This window comes from Duganella sp. GW822-FHT06D06, assembly GCF_058799615.1.
Genome location: NZ_JBXALQ010000002.1, coordinates 110,496 through 127,974, shown reverse-complemented (window position 1 = coordinate 127,974; position 17,479 = coordinate 110,496). Strand labels below are relative to the sequence as shown.

Genomic DNA, 17,479 nt, shown 5'->3' with positions numbered 1-17,479 from the left:
CGGAGCCGTATCATGTCCAAGAAGAGCGTAGTGACGGAAGCCCAGGAAATCCAGCTGGCCATCGAACTGATCCAGCTGGGCGCGCGCCTGCAGCTGCTCGAATCGGAAGTGTCGCTGTCGCGCGAGCGCCTGCTCAAGCTGTACAAGGAGTTGAAGGGCGTGTCGCCGCCGAAGGGCATGCTGCCGTTCTCCACCGACTGGTTCCTGACCTGGCAGCCGAACATCCATTCCTCGCTGTTCATCAATATCCATAAGTTCCTGACCGAACACGCCGGCGCCACCGGCATCGAGGCGGTCATGAAGGCCTACAAGCTGTACCTGGAGCAAATGCCGCCGGAAGCGGGCGCGGAGCCGCTGCTGTCGCTGACGCGCGCCTGGACCCTGGTGCGCTTCTTCAGCGGCAGGATGCTGGAGCTGGCCCCGTGCGGCAAGTGCCAGGGCAAGTTCGTGGTCAACTGCATGGACTTGAACGGCAGCTATGTCTGCGGCCTGTGCCACATGCCTTCGCGCGCCGGCAAGACCAAGAAGGCGCGCGACGCCGACGCCCTGGCCGCGTGAGCCGGCCCGGCCCCGAGCCCTACCTGACGCGCATCGTCCGCGCGCCCGCGGTGCGGGCGCTGCTGATCCAATGCGGCGCCGCGCCGCTGACGCTGGCCATCATTTATGTGATGGCCAGTTGTGGTTTACCGGTCGACTATTGGAGCGTGGTCGCGGTGCAGGGCTTGCTGGCGGCCGGCCTGACCTGGAAGCTGGGCCTGGCCGTGTGGTGGCGCGCGATCCAGCTGCTGTTCCCGTCCGCGCTGCTGGCCGCGCAGGCATTGCAGCTGCCGTCGTGGCTGTTCCTGGCGGTGTTCCTGGTGTTGCTGGGCTGGTATTGGTCGACTTTTCGTACGCAAGTGCCGTACTACCCGTCCGGCCCGGCGGTCTGGGATGCGGTACGTCAAGTCCTGCCGCCGCCGGCGGCGGACGGCGCGCCGCTGCGCGTGATCGACATCGGCAGCGGCCTGGGTGGGCTGGTGCTGTACCTGGCGCGCCAGCGGCCGGACGCCGAGTGCAGCGGCATCGAGCTGGCGCCGCTGCCGTGGCTGGCGAGCCGGCTGCGCGCCGCCGCCAGCGGCAGCCGCGCCCGCTTTACGCTGGGCGACTACGAAGGCCTCGACTTCGGCCGCTACGACCTGGTGTTCGCCTATCTGTCGCCGGCCGCGATGGCCGGCCTGTGGCGCAAGGCGGCGGCCGAGATGCGACCCGGCGCCATGCTGGCCAGCTACGAATTCGCTATCGACGCCCGTGCGCCCGACCGGACCATCCGCGCCACAGAGGCTGAGGATGCACTCTACATATGGTACTTTTAAGCATCATTTAGCGTTAATCACTTGCCCGCTCCCCCCTAGTCACGCTATTGTAGTTCTACATGTAAATTTATTGAAATCGGGCGATTGTTAGGGTCGATGCCGGCCGATTTCATACCGGGGAGTCAGGGCACTTTGTTAGTCATAATTGGATATGTGGTGGTCTGCGTCGGCGTGTTCGGCGGCTTCGCCATGAATGGCGGGCATCTGGCCGCGCTGCTGCAGCCGCTGGAACTGGTGATGATCGGCGGCGGCGCGCTGGGCGCCTTCCTGGTCGGCAACAACGCCAAGGCGATCAAGGCCACGCTGGCCGCGATCCCGACCCTGTTCAAGGGTTCGCGCTACACCAAGGACTTGTACATGGAGCTGATGTCGCTGCTGTTCGACGTGCTGTCCAAGGTGCGCAAGGAAGGCTTGATGTCGATCGAAGGCGATATCGACAGCCCGGACCAGAGCCCGCTGTTCAGCAAGTATCCCAGCGTGCTGGAAGACCATCACATCGTCGAGTTCATGACCGATTATCTGCGCCTGATGGTGTCGGGCAATATGGATGCGTTCCAGATCGAGAACCTGATGGACAACGAGATCGAGACCCACCACCACGAACACGCGGTGCCGGCCCATGCGCTGGCCAAGCTGGGCGACGGCATGCCGGCGTTCGGCATCGTCGCGGCGGTGATGGGGGTGGTGCATACGATGGAATCGGTGGGCTTGCCGCCGGCCGAGCTGGGCATCCTGATCGCGCACGCGCTGGTCGGCACCTTCCTCGGCATCCTGCTGGCCTACGGCTTCGTCGGTCCGCTGGCCAGCCTGCTGGAACAAAAGCTCGACGAGTCGACCAAGATGTACCAGTGCGTCAAGGTCACCCTGCTCGCCAGCCTGAACGGCTATGCGCCGGCGCTGGCGGTGGAGTTCGGCCGCAAGGTCTTGTACTCGACCGAACGCCCCAGCTTTGCCGAGCTGGAAGACCATATCAAGAAATCGAAGGCCAAGTGAGCGCGCGCATGACAGGCGGCGCCGCAGCAACCATAAGGAATCGCCATGGCTGAAGAGGGCTTGCGGCCGATTATCGTCAAGCGCATCAAGAAGAGCGGCGGCGGCCACCATGGCGGCGCCTGGAAGATCGCGTACGCCGACTTCGTGACGGCGATGATGGCCTTCTTCTTGCTGATGTGGCTGCTCGGCTCGACCACCAAGGGCGACCTCAACGGCATCTCCGAATACTTCAAGACCCCGCTCAAGGTGGCGCTGCAGGGCGGCTCGGGCAGCGGCGACAGCTCGTCGGTGATCCCCGGCGGCGGCAAGGACCTGACCCGGCGCGACGGCCAGGTCAAGGCCAGCGACGATCCGGTGATCAAGAAGACCTTCAACCTGACCGCCGCCAAGGCCGCGCTGGAGGCCGAGGAAAACCAGCGCCTGAAGGCGCTCAAGGAAAAGATCGAAGCCAAGATCGAGGCCAACCCGCTGCTGAAAAAATACAAGGAGCAGCTGTTGCTCGACATCACCAGCGAAGGCTTGCGGATCCAGATCGTCGACGAGCAGAACCGCCCGATGTTCGCGCTGGCCAAGGCCGAGCTGCAACCGTACACGCGCGAGATCCTGCACGAAATCGGTTTCGTGCTGAACGAGGTGCCCAACCGCATCGGCCTGTCCGGCCACACCGACTCGACGCCCTATCTGAGCGACGCCGGCTACAGCAACTGGGAACTGTCGGCCGACCGCGCCAACGCCTCGCGGCGCGAGCTGATCGCCGGCGGCATGGGCGACAGCAAGGTGCTGCGGGTGGTGGGGCTGGCCTCGGCCGCCCACCTGGACAAGGCCGACCCGTTCAACCCGATCAACCGCCGCATCAGCATCATCGTGATGAACAAGCGCACCGAGGAAAACGTGATGCGCGACGGCGCCCGCCAGCTGGAGGTGGGCGCCGAGGAAGGCCAGTCGCAAGCGACTGGCGCGGCGGCCGCCGCGCCGGCGCCGGCCGGACCGCCGGTGCGCAAATAGGCAAGGGTAGCAGTAGGTGAAAGACAAGCGCGGAACAACGAGACTGTTATGACGAGAAAAAAAATCCTGGGCTCACATGTAAAACGCCTGCTGTCCGGCGTGTCGGACCACGGACGCAAGCATCTGACCGAAGTCGAGACCGATCTGATCCAGACCGGCCTGCTGCTGGAGGAGGCGATTGAAAAGCTGTCCTTCAACTTCATGGCCATCCATCAGGCGGTCGAGGCCGAGCAAGCCACCATCCAGCTGTTGCTGGAGGGCGGCACCGCCACGCCCGAGCAGCGCAGCCAGCTGGAAGCCTTGCAGGGCCAGGTGGGCGGCTATGTCAACGCCGCCATCACCAGCCTGCAATTCCAGGACATGACCAGCCAGCTGCTCGACCGCACCCTGAAACGGGTCACCGGCCTGCGCGAATTCCTCGGCACCCTGGGGGCGCACGGCGCCGAGATGCTGCCCGAGAGCGACAACGAGGAAATCGTCGCGCTGCTGGGCAAGGTCAGCATGGCGCTGGCGATCCAGAGCCTGGAGCTGCGCAGCGTGCTGCGCAAGGCCGTCAGCCAACAACACCTGGAGAGCGGCGACATCGAATTATTCTGAGCGCCGCAACCTGCCGATTGATACCAACGGGGCCGTGTCCCGCATTTAATGAGTGAGAGCAAAGATGGCCAAGACAATACTTGCAGTTGATGATTCCAGTTCCCTGCGCCAGATGGTGGCCTTCAGCCTGAAGGCCGCCGGCTACCTGGTGGTGGAAGCGGTGGACGGCCAGGACGGCCTGGAAAAAGCCAAGCTGCAAAGCGTCGACCTGGTGCTGACCGACCAGAACATGCCGCGCATGGACGGCTTGCAGCTGATCAAGCTGCTGCGCGAACTGCCGACCTACCAGAAGACGCCTATCCTGATGCTGACCACCGAATCGTCCGACGAGATGAAAGCCAAGGGCCGCGCCGCCGGCGCCAATGGCTGGCTGGTCAAGCCTTTCGATCCGCAGCGGCTGATCGAGGTAGTGAAGAAGGTCATCGGCTGATAAGGCGCATGCAATGAAGCTGAGCGAAACTTACGGAGTATCCCCATGACCATCGATATAAGCCAGTTCTTCCAGGTCTTTTTCGATGAGGCCGAGGAGCTGCTGGCTGAAATGGAGCGCCTGCTGCTGGCGGTCGATGTCGCGCAGCCGGACGCCGAAGACCTCAATGCGATCTTCCGCACCGCCCATTCCGTCAAGGGCGGCGCCTCCACGTTCGGCGTGACCGACATGACCGAAGTGACCCACATCCTCGAGACCCTGCTGGACCGCGTCCGCAAGGGCGAGATGGCGCTGACCTCGGAGCATGTGGACGCCTTCCTGGCGGCCAAGGACATCCTCAAGATGCAGCTCGACGGCCACCGCCACGGCAGCACGGTCGACCAGGACGCGGTCGGCGACGTGCGCATGATGCTGCAGTCGCTGGCGCAGGACGTGCCGCTGGCGGCCATGGCCGCCGTGGCGCCGTCGTTCCACGCGGCCGAGGCCAAGGTGGTCGACCACAGCGGCGGACGCCGCTACCGGCTCGAACTGCCGGTGATGGTGCACCGCGAAGTGACCGCCCTCGGCGCCGAGCTGGGCCTGATGGGCCATGTGTCGATCACGCCGCTCGACCAGGAGCGCAACGCGATGCTGGTCACCACCCACGAGAGCCTGGACGACGTCATCGCCATCTGCTCCTTCGTGCTGAACCCGGACGACATGGTGGTGACCGAACTGCCGGCGCTGGACGCCAGGCAGGCCAAACTGGAGAACGCCGAGCGCTCCAAGGTCGAGCAGGACCTCGGCTACGGCTTCTTCGACGAGGCCGAGCTGCATCCGGCCGCCGCCGGCGGCACCGGCGCAGGCTACGGCTTCTTCCAGCCGCTCGACGAGATCCGCGCCGCCGCCCAGGCCGGCAGCGAGGAGGCCCAGGGCTATGGCTTCTTCCAGCCGGTCGAGCAGATCCGCGCCGCCGCCGGCATCGTCGTCGAGGCGCCGGCGGTGCAGCAGGCCGCCGTCGAAGAGGAAAAGAAAGCGGCCAGGAAGGAAGAGAAGGGCGGCGCCGGCCCCGGCGCCGAATCGTCGTCGATCCGCGTGTCGATCGAGAAGGTCGACCAGCTGATCAACCTGGTGGGCGAGCTGGTCATCACGCAGGCGATGATCGAGCAGCGCGTCGACACGCTCGACCCGATGGTGCACGAGCGCCTGTTAAACAGCGTCAGCCAGCTGACCCGCAACACCCGCGACCTGCAGGAAGCGGTGATGTCGATCCGCATGATGCCGATGGACTTCGTGTTCTCGCGCTTCCCGCGCATGGTGCGCGACCTGGCGGCCAAGCTGGGCAAGAAGGTCGACTTCATCACCAACGGCGCCGCGACCGAACTGGACAAGGGCCTGATCGAGCGCATCGTCGATCCGCTGACCCACCTGGTGCGCAACTCGATCGACCACGGCATCGAGATGCCCGAGGTGCGCCGCGCCGGCGGCAAGAGCGACGCCGGCCGGCTGTTCCTGTCGGCCTCCCACCAGGGCGGCAACATCATCATCGAGGTGTCGGACGACGGCGGCGGCCTGAACCGGGAGAAGATCCTCGCCAAGGCCGAGCAGAGCGGCCTGCCGCTGCACGAGAACATGAGCGACGCCGAGGTCTGGCAGCTGATCTTCGCGCCCGGCTTCTCGACCGCCGAGCAGGTCACCGACGTCTCCGGCCGCGGGGTCGGCATGGACGTGGTCAAGCGCAACATCACCGCGATGGGCGGGGTGGTCGACATCCGCTCGGCCAAGGGCTTCGGCACCACCATCTCGATCTCGCTGCCGCTGACGCTGGCGATCCTGGACGGCATGTCGATCCGGGTCGGCGAGGAGGTCTACATCCTGCCGCTGGGTTTTGTCATCGAATCGCTGCAGCCGGCGCCGGAAGACGTCAAGGAAATCTCCGGCAAGGGCCGGGTCATCAAGGTGCGCGGCGAATACCTGCCGCTGGTGCCGCTGTACCAGATGTTCGGCATCGCCCCGCGCTTCACCGACCCCTGCCAGGGCATCGTGGTCATCATCGAGACCGACGGCCGCAAGGCCGGCCTGTTCATCGACGACCTGGTCGGCCAGCAGCAGGTGGTGGTCAAGAACCTCGAATCGAATTACCGCAAGGTGGCCGGCATCTCCGGCGCCACCATCCTGGGCGACGGCGGCGTGTCGCTGATCCTCGACGTCGCCGCCCTGATACGCTCATCCCGCCAGCTCGCTGACGAACAGATTTTTAGCTAATCCCACCAAGGAAACCATCATGGCAGACGTACTAACCACCGGGGCCAACGAGATCGCCGGCCACGAATACCTGGCGTTCACGCTCGGTTCGGAGGAATACGGCATCGACATCCTCAAGGTGCAGGAAATCCGCGGTTACGAAACGGTGACCCGGATCGCCAACGCCCCCGCCTTCATCAAGGGCGTGATCAACCTGCGCGGCATCATCATCCCGGTGGTCGACATGCGCATCAAGTTCAACCTGGGCGAACCGGTGTACGACCAGTTCACCGTGGTCATCATCCTCAACATCGGCGGGCGCATCGTCGGCATGGTGGTCGACTCGGTGTCGGACGTGACCACGCTCACGCCCGAGCAGGTCAAGCCGGCGCCGGAAATGGGCACCGCCTTCAGTTCCGACTACATGATTGGACTGGGCACCATTGATGAGCGTATGCTGATCCTGGTGAACATCGACAAACTGATGTCGAGCGCCGAGATGGGCTTGATGGAACAAATCGCGGCCTAAGCCACGCCGCAACCGCAGCACGCAGCGCCCAACAGAGTGCGCGCCTGACCACCTACACAATAACGGGGTCCGCAGGCAGTTCCCGGCGGACGATAGAACAGACAGCATAGGGGAGAAAACAACATGAATTTACGCGACTTCAAAATTGGCGCACGACTGCGCATCGGCTTCGGCAGCATCCTGGCGATCCTGGTGGCGATGGTCCTGATGACCAACTACCTCAACTACAGCAACAAGAGCAAGCTGACCATCGGCCTCGAGCTGTCGAACGCCAAGAACCTGCAGGCCGGCGCGATGAAGAGTTCGATGCTCGAGACCGGCATCGCGATGCGCAATATCGGCCTGCAATCGGACGTCAGCCTGATGCAGAAGGAAGAGCAGAAGGTCAAGGACCAGCGGGCCCGCTACGACAAGGCGCTGGCCGACCTCAAGGCGCTCGGCCTGAACGACGCCGAGAAGAAGGCGCTGGCCGACATCGCCGCGCTGGACGTCGACGTCGACAAGGCGTTCAAGGAAGCCATCGGCCAGGTGCTGGCGTTTAACAGCGAAGGCGCGGCCAAGGTCATTTCCGGCCGCATCGACCCGCTCAACCAGCAGACCCTGACCCTGATCAACAAGCTGGTCGACATGCAGCAGGCCAACGCCAGGGATGTGATGGCCGGCTCGGTCACGGCCGACCGCAGCCTGATGCTGATGCTGTTCGTGCTGGGCGCGGCCGCCGTGGCGCTGGGCGTGGTGTGCGCGCTGGTGATCACCCGCTCGATCACGGTGCCGCTGTCGGGCGCGGTCGAAGTGGCGCAGAAAGTGGCGGCCGGCGAGCTGACCTCGCAGGTGGTGGTCGAAGGCAAGGACGAGACCAGCGAGCTGCTGCAGGCGCTCAAGGACATGAACGACAGCCTGGCCAAGACCGTCGGCGACGTCCGCAACGGCACCGAGCTGATCTCGACCGCCTCGCAGGAAATCGCCTCCGGCAACGCCGACCTGTCGGCCCGCACCGAGTCGCAGGCCAGCTCGCTGGAGGAGACCGCCTCGTCGATGGAGGAACTGACCTCCACCGTCAAGCAGAACGCCGACAACGCCCGCCAGGCCAACCAGCTGGCCGTGACCGCCTCGTCGGTGGCGGAAAAGGGCGGCACCGTGGTGTCGCAGGTGGTCGAGACCATGGGCTCGATCAAGGCCAGCTCCAGCAAGATCGTCGACATCATCGGCGTCATCGACGGCATCGCGTTCCAGACCAACATCCTGGCGCTGAACGCGGCGGTCGAAGCGGCGCGCGCGGGCGAGCAGGGGCGCGGCTTCGCGGTGGTCGCCTCCGAGGTGCGCAACCTGGCGCAGCGCTCGGCCGGCGCCGCCAAGGAAATCAAGGAACTGATCGGCGACTCGGTCAACAAGGTCGACGCCGGCAGCAAGCTGGTCGACGAGGCCGGCCAGACCATGGACCTGATCGTCACGTCGATCCGCCAGGTGGCCGACATCATGGGCGAGATCACCGCCGCCACCCAGGAGCAGAGCAACGGCATCGAGGAAGTCAACCAGGCCATCACCCAGATGGACGAGATGACCCAGCAGAACGCCGCGCTGGTCGAGCAGGCGGCCGCGGCCGCCGAGAGCATGCAGGAACAGGCCGAGATGCTGGCGCAGGCGGTCAGCATCTTCAAGCTGAACCAGGACGAGGTGCGCCGTCCGGCCGCCCGCGCGGCCGCGCCGGCGCCCCGTTCGGCGCCGCTGGTGAGCCACCGTCCGGCCGCGCGCCCGGCGGTGGCCGCCGCCAAGCCGGCCGCGCCCAAGAAGCTGGCCAGCGCCGCGCCGGCCGCCGGCGACGAGTGGGAAGAGTTTTAAGTAGTCCGCAGCAAGACGGCGCCGGCGGCGCCGTCGCCGGCATGGTTAGTAGTGACAGATAAGAGGTTTAACATATGCCGCAAACCAAAGACACCGTCAAAGAGTTTGATTTCAACCCCAAGGACTTCGAGCGCGTCCGCGGCCTGATCTACAAACGGGCCGGCATCTCGCTGGCCGACAGCAAGCAAGAGATGGTGTACAGCCGCCTGGCGCGGCGTTTGCGCGCCACCGGCATCGGCTCGTTCGGCAAGTACCTGGACGATCTGGAAGCCGGCCGCCTGGGCGAGGAATGGGAGTCGTTCACCAACGCGCTGACCACCAACCTGACCTCGTTCTTCCGCGAGGCGCACCATTTTCCGCTGCTGGCCGAACACATCAAGCACAAGCGCGAACCGATCACCATCTGGTGCTCGGCCAGCTCGACCGGCGAAGAACCGTACTCGATCGCCATGACCGTGTGCGAAGCGTTCAACACGCTCACGCCCAACTGCCACATCATCGCCACCGACATCGACACCAATGTGCTGGCCACGGCGGCCAACGGCGTCTACACGATGGACCGGCTGGACAAGATGTCGCCCGAGCGCTCGCGCCGCTTTTTCCTGAAGGGCAAGGGCGACCGCGAGGGCATGGCCCGGGTGCGGCCCGAGCTGCGCAATATGATCACCTTCAAACCGCTCAACCTGCTGGCCGACAGCTGGCCGCTGAGCGGCCAGTTCGACGTGATCTTTTGCCGCAACGTCATGATTTACTTCGACAAAGCCACCCAGCGTAAAATACTGTCCCGCTTTGTCCCGCTGATGAAACCGGACGCCCTGCTGTTCGCGGGCCATTCGGAGAATTTCCTCTACGTGTCGGAGTCGCTCAAACTACGCGGCAAGACGGTGTATGAGCTGGACGAACAACACCGTGGCGCTGCCCTCAAAGCATCGCAACGCACATGAGAGTAAAACATGGACCTCGAACAATTTGCCACGAACGTATATTTCGATAGAACGTTCGACTGTGAAGCCGCCAAGATCTTGCCGGGCGAGTATTACTTCACCAACAAGGACATGTTGATCGTGACCGTGCTCGGTTCCTGCGTGTCGGCCTGCATCCGCGACCGCGTCACCGGCCTGGGCGGCATGAACCACTTCATGCTGCCCGACGGCGGCAGCGACACCAACAGCCCGGTGTCGGCCTCGGCCCGCTACGGCACCTACGCGATGGAAATCCTGATCAACGACCTGCTCAAGGCCGGCGCCAAGCGCGAGAACATGGAGGCCAAGGTGTTCGGCGGCGGCGCGGTGTTGAAAGGCTTCACCGCCATCAACGTCGGCGAACGCAACGCCGCCTTCGTGCTGAACTTCCTCAAGGTCGAGAAAATCCGCGTGGTGGCCGAAGACTTGAACGACATCCACCCGCGCAAGGTGTATTTCTTCCCGCGCAGCGGCAAGGTGCTGGTCAAGAAGCTGATGCAGACCCACAACGACACCCTGGCCAAGCGCGAGATCGAATACGCCAGCCGCCTGAAGAAGGCGCCGGTGGGCGGCGAGATCGACCTGTTTTAAACTATTCTGAGCCCGTAGTCAGGGCCTTTTGCCCGGAAAGTAGCATTTTATGAAGACCAAAGTCCTGATCGTCGACGACTCGGCGCTGATCCGCAGCGTCATGAGCGAGATCATCAACAGCCAGCCCGACATGGAAGTGGTGGGCGCGGCCCCCGATCCGCTGGTCGCGCGCGAGCTGATCAAGCAAACCAACCCCGACGTGCTGACCCTGGACGTCGAGATGCCGAAGATGGACGGCCTCGACTTCCTGGAAAAACTGATGCGGCTGCGGCCGATGCCGGTGGTGATGGTGTCCTCGCTGACCGAGCGCGGCTCCGAGATCACCATGCGCGCGCTGGAGCTGGGCGCGGTCGACTTCGTCACCAAGCCGAAGATCTCGATCCAGGCCGGCATGCGCGAGTACACCGAGCTGATCACCGACAAGATCCGCGCCGCCTCCAAGGCGCGCGTGCGGGCCCGCACGCTGCCGCAGCCGGGCGCCGACGGCCAGGGCGGGCAAACCCAGCTGCCGCAGCTGCGCAATCCGCTGACCTCGTCGGAAAAACTGATCATCATCGGCGCCTCCACCGGCGGCACCGAGGCGATCCGCGAATTCCTGATGCAGATGCCGTCCGACTGTCCCGGCATCCTGATCACCCAGCACATGCCGGAAGGCTTCACCCGTTCGTTCGCCAAGCGGCTCGACTCGCTGTGCAAGATCTCGGTGCAGGAAGCGGCCGGCAACGAGCGGGTGCTGCCCGGCCACGCCTACATCGCGCCCGGCCACTCGCACCTGTACCTGACCCGCAGCGGCGCCAACTACATGACCAGGATCGACCAGGCCGAGCCGGTCAACCGCCACCGGCCCTCGGTCGACGTGCTGTTCCGTTCGGCCGCCCAGTGCGCCGGCAAGAACGCGGTCGGCGTGATCCTGACCGGCATGGGCAAGGACGGCGCGGCCGGCATGCTGGAGATGAAGGGGGCGGGGGCGTATAATTTCGCCCAGGACGAGGCCAGCTGCGTGGTGTTCGGCATGCCGCGCGAGGCGATCGCCATCGGCGCCGCCCACGAAGTCGGGGCCTTGCAGGCGTTGCCGGGCATGGTGCTGGGCTATCTGGCGGCCCACGGCATGCGCGCATTGCGGGTGTAAAAAGCTTTAAATCGTCAAGTGTGACGTTTTACTGCTACTTTGTTCGCCTTAAAGCAACGAAAATGCTATCCTACAACTTGCTGGCACGTAGAACTTATTAACAACCACCGCGTAGAGAAACAACGGAGTAATTCATGGCTGATCCAAAGATGAAATTTTTAGTCGTTGACGATTTTTCGACGATGCGCCGCATTGTCCGGAATCTGTTAAAGGAACTGGGTTATGCCAATGTCGACGAGGCGGAAGACGGCGTGATGGCGCTGGCGAAACTGCGCGCCGAAACCTTCGACTTCGTCGTGTCCGACTGGAACATGCCGAATATGGACGGTCTGACGATGTTGCAGAACATCCGTGCCGACCCCGCGCTGGCCAAGCTGCCGGTGCTGATGGTGACCGCCGAAGCCAAGAAGGAAAACATCATCGCGGCGGCCCAGGCCGGCGCCAACGGCTACGTGGTCAAGCCGTTCACCGCCGCCACGCTGGATGAAAAGCTGAACAAGATCTTCGAGAAGCTCGGAGCTTGATGATGGTTGAGCAACAAAGCGGCGCCATCGCGGCTGCGGTGGAGCCGAACGAAGAGTTTTTGTCGCGCATCGGTCACATGACGCGCGCCCTGCATGAAAGCCTGCGCGGCCTGGGCCTGGACAAATTGATCGAGAAAGCGGCGTCGGACATCCCGGACGCGCGCGACCGGCTGGACTACGTGGCGCGCCTGAGCGAAGACGCGGCGCAGAAAGTGTTGAACGCCACCGACGCCGCCAGTCCCTTGCAGGACCAGATCGCCGGCGACGCCAGGCAATTGAGCGCCTCGTGGAGCGGCCTGCTGGCGGCCGGCGCCTCGGACCAGCAGTGGCGCGCGCTGGCGCAGCAAACCGTCGCCGCGCTGGACGGCGCATCGGCCGGGACCTCGCAGACCAAGGCGCATCTGATGGACATCATGATGGCGCAGGACTTCCAGGACCTGACCGGACAGGTGATCAAAAAGGTCACATCGATCGCGCAGAACCTCGAAAAGCAGCTGGTGCAGATGCTGATCGACTTTGCGCCCGACCAGATGAAGAAGGAAATCGACAACGGCTTGCTGAACGGACCGCAGATCGATCCGACCCGCGAGAACGTGGTGGCTGACCAGGAGCAGGTGGACGACTTGCTGGATAGTCTGGGCTTCTGATCTGTACCGGCCCGTTCGCCGCGGGCCTACTCCGATACGAGCATCATGCATCAAACCAATTTCCTCGTCCGTGAGCCGCTGCTCGATCCCAAGCAGCGTGTGGTTGGGTATGAGATCTGCTGGCAGCGGCAGAGGCAGGGGGGGGCGCCGCCCACGCCGGCCGAGCTCGAATTGCTGCTGGCCTTCGTCGCCGCCCAGATGGTCGACGACGACGACAACTGGCTGCTGCGCGACAAGACCCTGTTCCTCGAAGCGGTGCCGGCCATGCTGTCGACCGACGCGCTGCACCAGCTGCCGCCGGAACGCACGGTGCTCTCGATCAAAACCTCCGAACTGGCCCAGCCCGACACCCTGGCCGCCGTGCAAGGCTTGCGCGCCGGCGGCGTCGGCATCCTGCTGCGCGACGCCGACCTGGCCCGCATCGGCGCCCGCCTGCCGAGCATCGCCTCGTATGTGGAAGTGCGCTTTTCCGGCGCCGACGTCGGCAGCCAGGCGCGCGCCTACGCGGCGCTCAAGCAGTCGACGGTGGCGATGGTGGCGCGCCCGGTCAGCAACTGGGCCGATTTCGACGCCTGCGCCGCGCTCGGCCTGAACGCCTTCGTCGGCAAGCTGCACCTGACGCCGCGCCCCAGCAGCGACAGCAAGGGCATGAACCCTGCCCAGACCATCATCATGCAGCTGATGCAGATGGTGCGCCAGAACGCCGACCTGCCGCAGCTGGAGGCGGTGCTCAAGCGCGACGCCACGCTGTCGTACAAGCTGCTGCGCTTCATCAATTCGGCCGGCTTCGGCGCCGGGCGCGAGATCCAGTCGCTCAAGCAGGCGCTGACCCTGCTGGGCTACACGCCGCTGTACCGCTGGCTGACCTTGCTGCTGGCCACGGCCAGCACCTCGGGCTATTCGCCGGTGCTGCTGGAGACGGCGGTGGTGCGCGGCCGCCTGGCCGAGCTGCTGGCGCTGGCGGCGCTGGGCAAGAGCGAGGCGGAAAACGTCTTCGTGGCGGGCATGTTCTCGCTGCTGGACCGGCTGCTGGGGATCGCCATGGAGGAAGTGCTGGCCAACATCCAGCTGTCCGACGACGTGGTCGCCGCGCTGCTGACGCGCAGCGGCAAGTACGGCCCGTACCTGGCGCTGGCCGAGGCCTGCGAACTCAATTCCGACCTGGTGGCCTCGCTGGCCGCTTCCCTCAAGCTGGGCCCGGAAGAGGTCAACAAGGCCCACCTGTCGGCGCTGGCCTGGGCGCAGAACGTCGCCGCCTGAGCGGTCGCAAGCGGGGTCCGCGCGGGCGTTGACAGGGTGCGATGGCGGGCGGATTATCGCCGTATGAACTCGAATTCCGACAAAGACTATATCGACGCCAAGGTGGAGAGCTACGACGCCAGGCTGGCTGCTGCCGATAGCAAATCGGACACCAAGTTCGGCGCTGTCGATGCCAAGTTCGGCGCTGTCGACGCCCGCTTCGACGCTGTCAACGCCCGTTTCGACGCCACCGACGCCAAGCTCGAAGCCATCATCGCGATGATGGTGGAGATGCGCGCGGCGCTGGAAGCGAGGATCGAAAGCGCCTTCGAGCGGGCGACCTCGCAGATGGTCAAATGGATGGTGGGTGTGCTGGCCGCGGGGATCACGATCGTCGTCACAGTGATGAGCTTCGTGCTGAACAACGCGATTCCCAAGGCGCAGCCGGCCGCCGCCGCGGCGCCGGTCATGATCATCCAGCTGCCGCCGCAGGGCGTCAGCGTGGTGCCGGCGGCGCCCGTGGCGCCGCCTCAACCCCAACCTTAAATTTCCAGATTGTCGATCAAACGGGTCGAACCCAGCTTGGCCGCCGCCAGCACCACCAGCGGCGCGCCTTGCGCCAGGTCGCCGGCGCTCGGCGGTTGCAGGTCGATGCGCTTGCGGATCGAGATGTAGTCCGGCTGCCAGCCGCGCTGGGCCAGGTCGTCCATCGCCTTGTGCTCCAGCTGGAACACGTCCAGGTGGCCGGCGCGCACTTCGGCCGCGACCGAGTTCAGGCTCCGGTACAGGGCAGGCGCTTCGGCGCGCTCGGCCGGCGACAGGTACATATTGCGCGACGACAGCGCCAGGCCGTCGTCGGCGCGGTAGGTTTCGGCGGCAATGATCTCGGTCGGCAGCGCGAACTGGCGGCTCATGTTACGCACGATCATCAGCTGCTGGTAATCCTTTTTGCCGAACACCGCCACGCGCGGCTGCACGCAGGAGAACAGCTTGAGCACCACGGTGGTGACGCCGGTGAAGAAGCCGGGACGGAACTCGCCCTCCAGCGTGTTGCCCAGGTCGTCGGGCGGGCGCACGCGGAATTCCTGCGGCTCCGGGTACAGGTCTTTCTCGGTCGGCGCGAACAGCACGTACACGCCTTCCTTCTCCAGCTTCTCGACGTCGGCCTGGAAGGTGCGCGGGTATTTGTCGAAGTCCTCGTTCGGGCCGAACTGCAGGCGGTTGACGAAGATCGACGCCACCACCGGGTCGCCGTGCTTGCGCGCCAGGCGCATCAGCGACAGGTGGCCTTCGTGCAGGTTGCCCATGGTCGGGACGAAAGCGGTGCGCAGTTGGCCGCTGAGTTGGTCGCGCAGTTCTTCTATGGAGGTGACGATTTTCATGACGTGGTCGCTCTGGGCGTAATGGGAATGGGGTGGGTGCGGGTGGGGGCTCAGGCGGGCGAGTACGCCAGCCGCACGTAGATGGGCGCGAACGGCTCGGCCTGGGTAATTTCGATCAGCGTTTCCTTGGCCAGCTCCAGCAGCGCGACGAAGTTCACCACCACCACCGGCACGCCGCCGGCGATGTCGAACAGGTCGGCGAACTCGACGAAGCGGCTCGATTGCAGGCGCCGCAGGATGCCGGTCATGTGCTCGCGCACCGACAGTTCCTCGCGGCTGATCTTGTGGTGCTGGGTCAGCTTGGCGCGCTTCATCACGTCCAGCCAGGCTTGCTGCAGGTCGATCGCCTCGACCTCCGGCCAGGCCGGCACCAGGCTTTGCTCGATGAAGATCTGGGTGCGGACGAAATCGCGGTCCAGCTGCGGGATCGTGTTCAGGTCGTAGGCGGCCAGCTTGATCTGCTCGTATTCCAGCAGGCGGCGCACCAGCTCGGCGCGCGGGTCGTCGCTCTCGATGTCGAGCTCGGACGGGCGCTGCGGCAGCAGCATGCGCGACTTGATCTCGATCAGCATGGCCGCCATCAGCAGGTACTCGGCGGCCAGCTCCAGGTTGGACAGGCGGATCTGGTCGACATATTTCAGGTATTGCAGCGTCAGCTGCGCCATCGGGATGTCGAGGATGTTGAAGTTTTGCTTGCGGATCAGGTAGAGCAGCAAGTCCAGCGGGCCTTCGAAGGCGTCGAGGAAGATTTCCAGCGCGTCGGGCGGGATGTACAGGTCGTTGGGCATCTTGAGCAGCGGCTCGCCGTACAGGCGGGCGAGGGCGGCCACTTCGGTGGTCACGGCGACCGCCTCGGCCGCCGCCTCGGCGATGCCGTGCTCGGCCACAGTCGGCTGGACTTCAACCGTATCGTCTGGCAACATCCTTGCCGCCCCGGTGCTTAGACTTTGTTCTGGTAAACGTAGGCTTGTTGCTTGATGGCCGATTTCAGCTGGCGCTCCTGCTCATCCAGCGACACCGGCGGACGATCCCACAGCAAGGCGCGGCCTTGTTGCTGGCCAGCTTCCATGCCCGGATTCTTTTCCTTCAGCGCCTTGATGAACAGGGTGTGCTCGGATTCGTACATCGAATGTTGTTTGGAGAGTTTCATATTTTTTAAGTGGGTGGATCAGCAGGGCGTATTTTACCGCGCCGCGGCGGCCGGCGGTAATTCTATCGTTGGCCGCGGCGTCCGCCCGGGCTACAGGGTGTGCAAAAAGTGGTCGATGATGCTTTGCTTGATGCGCGGCGCCAACTCCTGGCTGAAACCGTGGCCGGTCGGGTAGCTGTCGTGCGTCACCGCATGCGGGAAGTGTTGCTCCTTTAAATATGCCGCGATGGTGTTGGACATCTGGAAAGACGGCCAAATCTGGTCGTTTCGCGCCGAGATCAGCAGGATAGGGCCGTTGATCCTTTCCACCGCGATGCGCGCCTGCCGCGCGGCTTGCCGCTGGTCCAGCGCCGCCAGGAAGCGGCCGACCTGGGGCAGGGCCTGGTCCTGCGCGGGACTGATGGCCGGAATATCCTTGCCCTGCCACGTCCAGGCCGACTTGGGCAGGGTGCGACCGAACCATGCCACCGAGCTGGGCGTGGTCGCCACCACCGACTTGACGCGGCTATCCATGGACGCCACCAGCAAGGCCGCCTCGGCGCCGCGCGAGCCGCCGACGAAGCCGATACGCGTGGTGTCCACTTCGGGCTGGGTCTGCAGGAAGTCCAGGGCGTTGATGAAGTATTCCAGCGGGATCTGGTCCAGCGTGGCCGGCAGCCCCGCCGCGTTGAAATAGGCCAGGCCCAGCACGGCGATGCCGTGCGGCGCCATCATCTGGCCGTTGGCGTCGCCGGTGCCCAGCCCGCCCTCCGAACCGCCGATCGCCACCACCACCGGTACTTTGGTAGGCGACTTGGGCAGGTAGAGATGGGCCACCAGGTCACGGTAGACAACCTGCCGCATCTCAACCTCGTAGCTTGCGGCGCGTGCCGCTCCGAAAAAAGATA

Annotated in this window: 20 protein-coding genes; 16 read left to right on the top strand and 4 right to left on the bottom strand. The window is 64.7% G+C overall.

The features are described from left to right. The first annotated feature begins 12 nt into the window (after positions 1 to 12). The 16 genes from flhC (at position 13) to AC1RMD_RS03720 (ending at position 14,606) form a co-directional block, all read left to right on the top strand. Positions 13 to 558 (top strand): flagellar transcriptional regulator FlhC, encoded by a 546-nt coding sequence (flhC, locus tag AC1RMD_RS03795; RefSeq protein ID WP_492923786.1) that lies wholly within the window; start codon positions 13 to 15, stop codon positions 556 to 558. Next, complete coding sequence (locus AC1RMD_RS03790) at positions 555 to 1,352, top strand: class I SAM-dependent methyltransferase (RefSeq protein WP_492923784.1); 798 nt, start codon at positions 555 to 557, stop codon at positions 1,350 to 1,352. Before flhC ends, AC1RMD_RS03790 begins: the two co-directional genes overlap by 4 nt. A 132-nt stretch (positions 1,353 to 1,484) precedes the next feature. Further along, positions 1,485 to 2,345 (top strand): flagellar motor stator protein MotA, encoded by an 861-nt coding sequence (motA, locus tag AC1RMD_RS03785; protein WP_492923782.1) that lies wholly within the window; start codon positions 1,485 to 1,487, stop codon positions 2,343 to 2,345. Positions 2,346 to 2,390: 45 nt separating this feature from the next. Next, positions 2,391 to 3,350: a flagellar motor protein MotB gene (gene motB / locus AC1RMD_RS03780; protein ID WP_492923780.1), complete on the top strand. Its 960-nt coding sequence runs from the start codon at positions 2,391 to 2,393 to the stop codon at positions 3,348 to 3,350. Positions 3,351 to 3,398: 48 nt separating this feature from the next. Beyond that, on the top strand, positions 3,399 to 3,947 hold the full coding sequence (locus tag AC1RMD_RS03775) for a chemotaxis protein (protein ID WP_116988165.1): 549 nt from the start codon (positions 3,399 to 3,401) through the stop codon (positions 3,945 to 3,947). Between the two features lie 64 nt (positions 3,948 to 4,011). Next, entirely contained in the window at positions 4,012 to 4,377 is a 366-nt protein-coding gene (locus AC1RMD_RS03770) for a response regulator (RefSeq protein ID WP_026334355.1), read from the top strand. A 45-nt stretch (positions 4,378 to 4,422) separates the two neighbouring features. Continuing rightward, on the top strand, positions 4,423 to 6,621 hold the full coding sequence (gene cheA / locus AC1RMD_RS03765) for a chemotaxis protein CheA (RefSeq protein ID WP_492923778.1): 2,199 nt from the start codon (positions 4,423 to 4,425) through the stop codon (positions 6,619 to 6,621). Positions 6,622 to 6,640: 19 nt separating this feature from the next. After that, positions 6,641 to 7,129, top strand: a complete 489-nt coding sequence (locus AC1RMD_RS03760) for a chemotaxis protein CheW (protein WP_020702286.1) — start codon at positions 6,641 to 6,643, stop codon at positions 7,127 to 7,129. 123 nt (positions 7,130 to 7,252) lie between these two features. Next, positions 7,253 to 8,968 carry a methyl-accepting chemotaxis protein gene (locus AC1RMD_RS03755; RefSeq protein ID WP_492923776.1) on the top strand — a complete coding sequence of 572 codons (1,716 nt, stop codon included), beginning with the start codon at positions 7,253 to 7,255 and terminating at the stop codon, positions 8,966 to 8,968. Between the two features lie 74 nt (positions 8,969 to 9,042). Next, positions 9,043 to 9,912, top strand: coding sequence for a CheR family methyltransferase (locus AC1RMD_RS03750; protein ID WP_492923774.1), 870 nt, complete (start codon positions 9,043 to 9,045; stop codon positions 9,910 to 9,912). Positions 9,913 to 9,921: 9 nt separating this feature from the next. Then, positions 9,922 to 10,521 (top strand): chemoreceptor glutamine deamidase CheD, encoded by a 600-nt coding sequence (gene cheD / locus AC1RMD_RS03745; protein ID WP_020702289.1) that lies wholly within the window; start codon positions 9,922 to 9,924, stop codon positions 10,519 to 10,521. 49 nt (positions 10,522 to 10,570) lie between these two features. Beyond that, on the top strand, positions 10,571 to 11,650 hold the full coding sequence (locus AC1RMD_RS03740) for a protein-glutamate methylesterase/protein-glutamine glutaminase (protein WP_492923772.1): 1,080 nt from the start codon (positions 10,571 to 10,573) through the stop codon (positions 11,648 to 11,650). A 134-nt stretch (positions 11,651 to 11,784) separates the two neighbouring features. Beyond that, positions 11,785 to 12,174 carry a chemotaxis response regulator CheY gene (gene cheY, locus AC1RMD_RS03735; RefSeq protein ID WP_026334356.1) on the top strand — a complete coding sequence of 130 codons (390 nt, stop codon included), beginning with the start codon at positions 11,785 to 11,787 and terminating at the stop codon, positions 12,172 to 12,174. Further along, on the top strand, positions 12,174 to 12,821 hold the full coding sequence (cheZ, locus tag AC1RMD_RS03730; protein ID WP_492923770.1) for a protein phosphatase CheZ: 648 nt from the start codon (positions 12,174 to 12,176) through the stop codon (positions 12,819 to 12,821). Before cheY ends, cheZ begins: the two co-directional genes overlap by 1 nt. Positions 12,822 to 12,866: 45 nt before the next feature. Continuing rightward, positions 12,867 to 14,081, top strand: a complete 1,215-nt coding sequence (locus AC1RMD_RS03725; protein WP_492923768.1) for an EAL and HDOD domain-containing protein — start codon at positions 12,867 to 12,869, stop codon at positions 14,079 to 14,081. Between the two features lie 63 nt (positions 14,082 to 14,144). Next, a complete protein-coding gene (locus tag AC1RMD_RS03720; RefSeq protein ID WP_492923766.1) occupies positions 14,145 to 14,606 on the top strand; it encodes a hypothetical protein in 462 nt (153 codons plus the stop codon). Here AC1RMD_RS03720 and panC read toward each other — a convergent pair. The 4 genes from panC to AC1RMD_RS03700 all read right to left on the bottom strand — a co-directional run bounded on the left by panC (position 14,603) and on the right by AC1RMD_RS03700 (position 17,435). Continuing rightward, complete coding sequence (gene panC / locus AC1RMD_RS03715; RefSeq protein WP_492923764.1) at positions 14,603 to 15,442, bottom strand: pantoate--beta-alanine ligase; 840 nt, start codon at positions 15,440 to 15,442, stop codon at positions 14,603 to 14,605. The two genes, AC1RMD_RS03720 and panC, sit on opposite strands and share 4 nt — an antisense overlap. Positions 15,443 to 15,492: 50 nt before the next feature. Continuing rightward, positions 15,493 to 16,365 carry a segregation and condensation protein A gene (locus tag AC1RMD_RS03710; RefSeq protein WP_492923762.1) on the bottom strand — a complete coding sequence of 291 codons (873 nt, stop codon included), beginning with the start codon at positions 16,363 to 16,365 and terminating at the stop codon, positions 15,493 to 15,495. Positions 16,366 to 16,382: 17 nt separating this feature from the next. Next, a complete protein-coding gene (locus tag AC1RMD_RS03705; protein ID WP_008450053.1) occupies positions 16,383 to 16,592 on the bottom strand; it encodes a DUF3460 family protein in 210 nt (69 codons plus the stop codon). A 90-nt stretch (positions 16,593 to 16,682) separates the two neighbouring features. Then, positions 16,683 to 17,435, bottom strand: coding sequence for an acyl-CoA thioester hydrolase/BAAT C-terminal domain-containing protein (locus tag AC1RMD_RS03700; RefSeq protein ID WP_492923760.1), 753 nt, complete (start codon positions 17,433 to 17,435; stop codon positions 16,683 to 16,685). Positions 17,436 to 17,479: the final 44 nt, after the last annotated feature.

Excerpts from the sequence above, each read along its gene's own strand:
- flhC (WP_492923786.1), top strand. The coding sequence starts at position 13 with ATGTCCAAGAAGAGCGTAGTGACGGAAGCCCAGGAAATCCAGCTGGCC.
- motB (WP_492923780.1), top strand. The coding sequence starts at position 2,391 with ATGGCTGAAGAGGGCTTGCGGCCGATTATCGTCAAGCGCATCAAGAAG.
- AC1RMD_RS03775 (WP_116988165.1), top strand. The coding sequence starts at position 3,399 with ATGACGAGAAAAAAAATCCTGGGCTCACATGTAAAACGCCTGCTGTCC.
- AC1RMD_RS03770 (WP_026334355.1), top strand. The coding sequence starts at position 4,012 with ATGGCCAAGACAATACTTGCAGTTGATGATTCCAGTTCCCTGCGCCAG.
- cheA (WP_492923778.1), top strand. The coding sequence starts at position 4,423 with ATGACCATCGATATAAGCCAGTTCTTCCAGGTCTTTTTCGATGAGGCC.
- AC1RMD_RS03760 (WP_020702286.1), top strand. The coding sequence starts at position 6,641 with ATGGCAGACGTACTAACCACCGGGGCCAACGAGATCGCCGGCCACGAA.
- AC1RMD_RS03755 (WP_492923776.1), top strand. The coding sequence starts at position 7,253 with ATGAATTTACGCGACTTCAAAATTGGCGCACGACTGCGCATCGGCTTC.
- AC1RMD_RS03750 (WP_492923774.1), top strand. The coding sequence starts at position 9,043 with ATGCCGCAAACCAAAGACACCGTCAAAGAGTTTGATTTCAACCCCAAG.
- cheD (WP_020702289.1), top strand. The coding sequence starts at position 9,922 with ATGGACCTCGAACAATTTGCCACGAACGTATATTTCGATAGAACGTTC.
- AC1RMD_RS03740 (WP_492923772.1), top strand. The coding sequence starts at position 10,571 with ATGAAGACCAAAGTCCTGATCGTCGACGACTCGGCGCTGATCCGCAGC.
- cheY (WP_026334356.1), top strand. The coding sequence starts at position 11,785 with ATGGCTGATCCAAAGATGAAATTTTTAGTCGTTGACGATTTTTCGACG.
- cheZ (WP_492923770.1), top strand. The coding sequence starts at position 12,174 with ATGATGGTTGAGCAACAAAGCGGCGCCATCGCGGCTGCGGTGGAGCCG.
- AC1RMD_RS03725 (WP_492923768.1), top strand. The coding sequence starts at position 12,867 with ATGCATCAAACCAATTTCCTCGTCCGTGAGCCGCTGCTCGATCCCAAG.
- AC1RMD_RS03720 (WP_492923766.1), top strand. The coding sequence starts at position 14,145 with ATGAACTCGAATTCCGACAAAGACTATATCGACGCCAAGGTGGAGAGC.
- panC (WP_492923764.1), bottom strand. The coding sequence starts at position 15,442 with ATGAAAATCGTCACCTCCATAGAAGAACTGCGCGACCAACTCAGCGGC.
- AC1RMD_RS03710 (WP_492923762.1), bottom strand. The coding sequence starts at position 16,365 with ATGTTGCCAGACGATACGGTTGAAGTCCAGCCGACTGTGGCCGAGCAC.
- AC1RMD_RS03705 (WP_008450053.1), bottom strand. The coding sequence starts at position 16,592 with ATGAAACTCTCCAAACAACATTCGATGTACGAATCCGAGCACACCCTG.
- AC1RMD_RS03700 (WP_492923760.1), bottom strand. The coding sequence starts at position 17,435 with ATGCGGCAGGTTGTCTACCGTGACCTGGTGGCCCATCTCTACCTGCCC.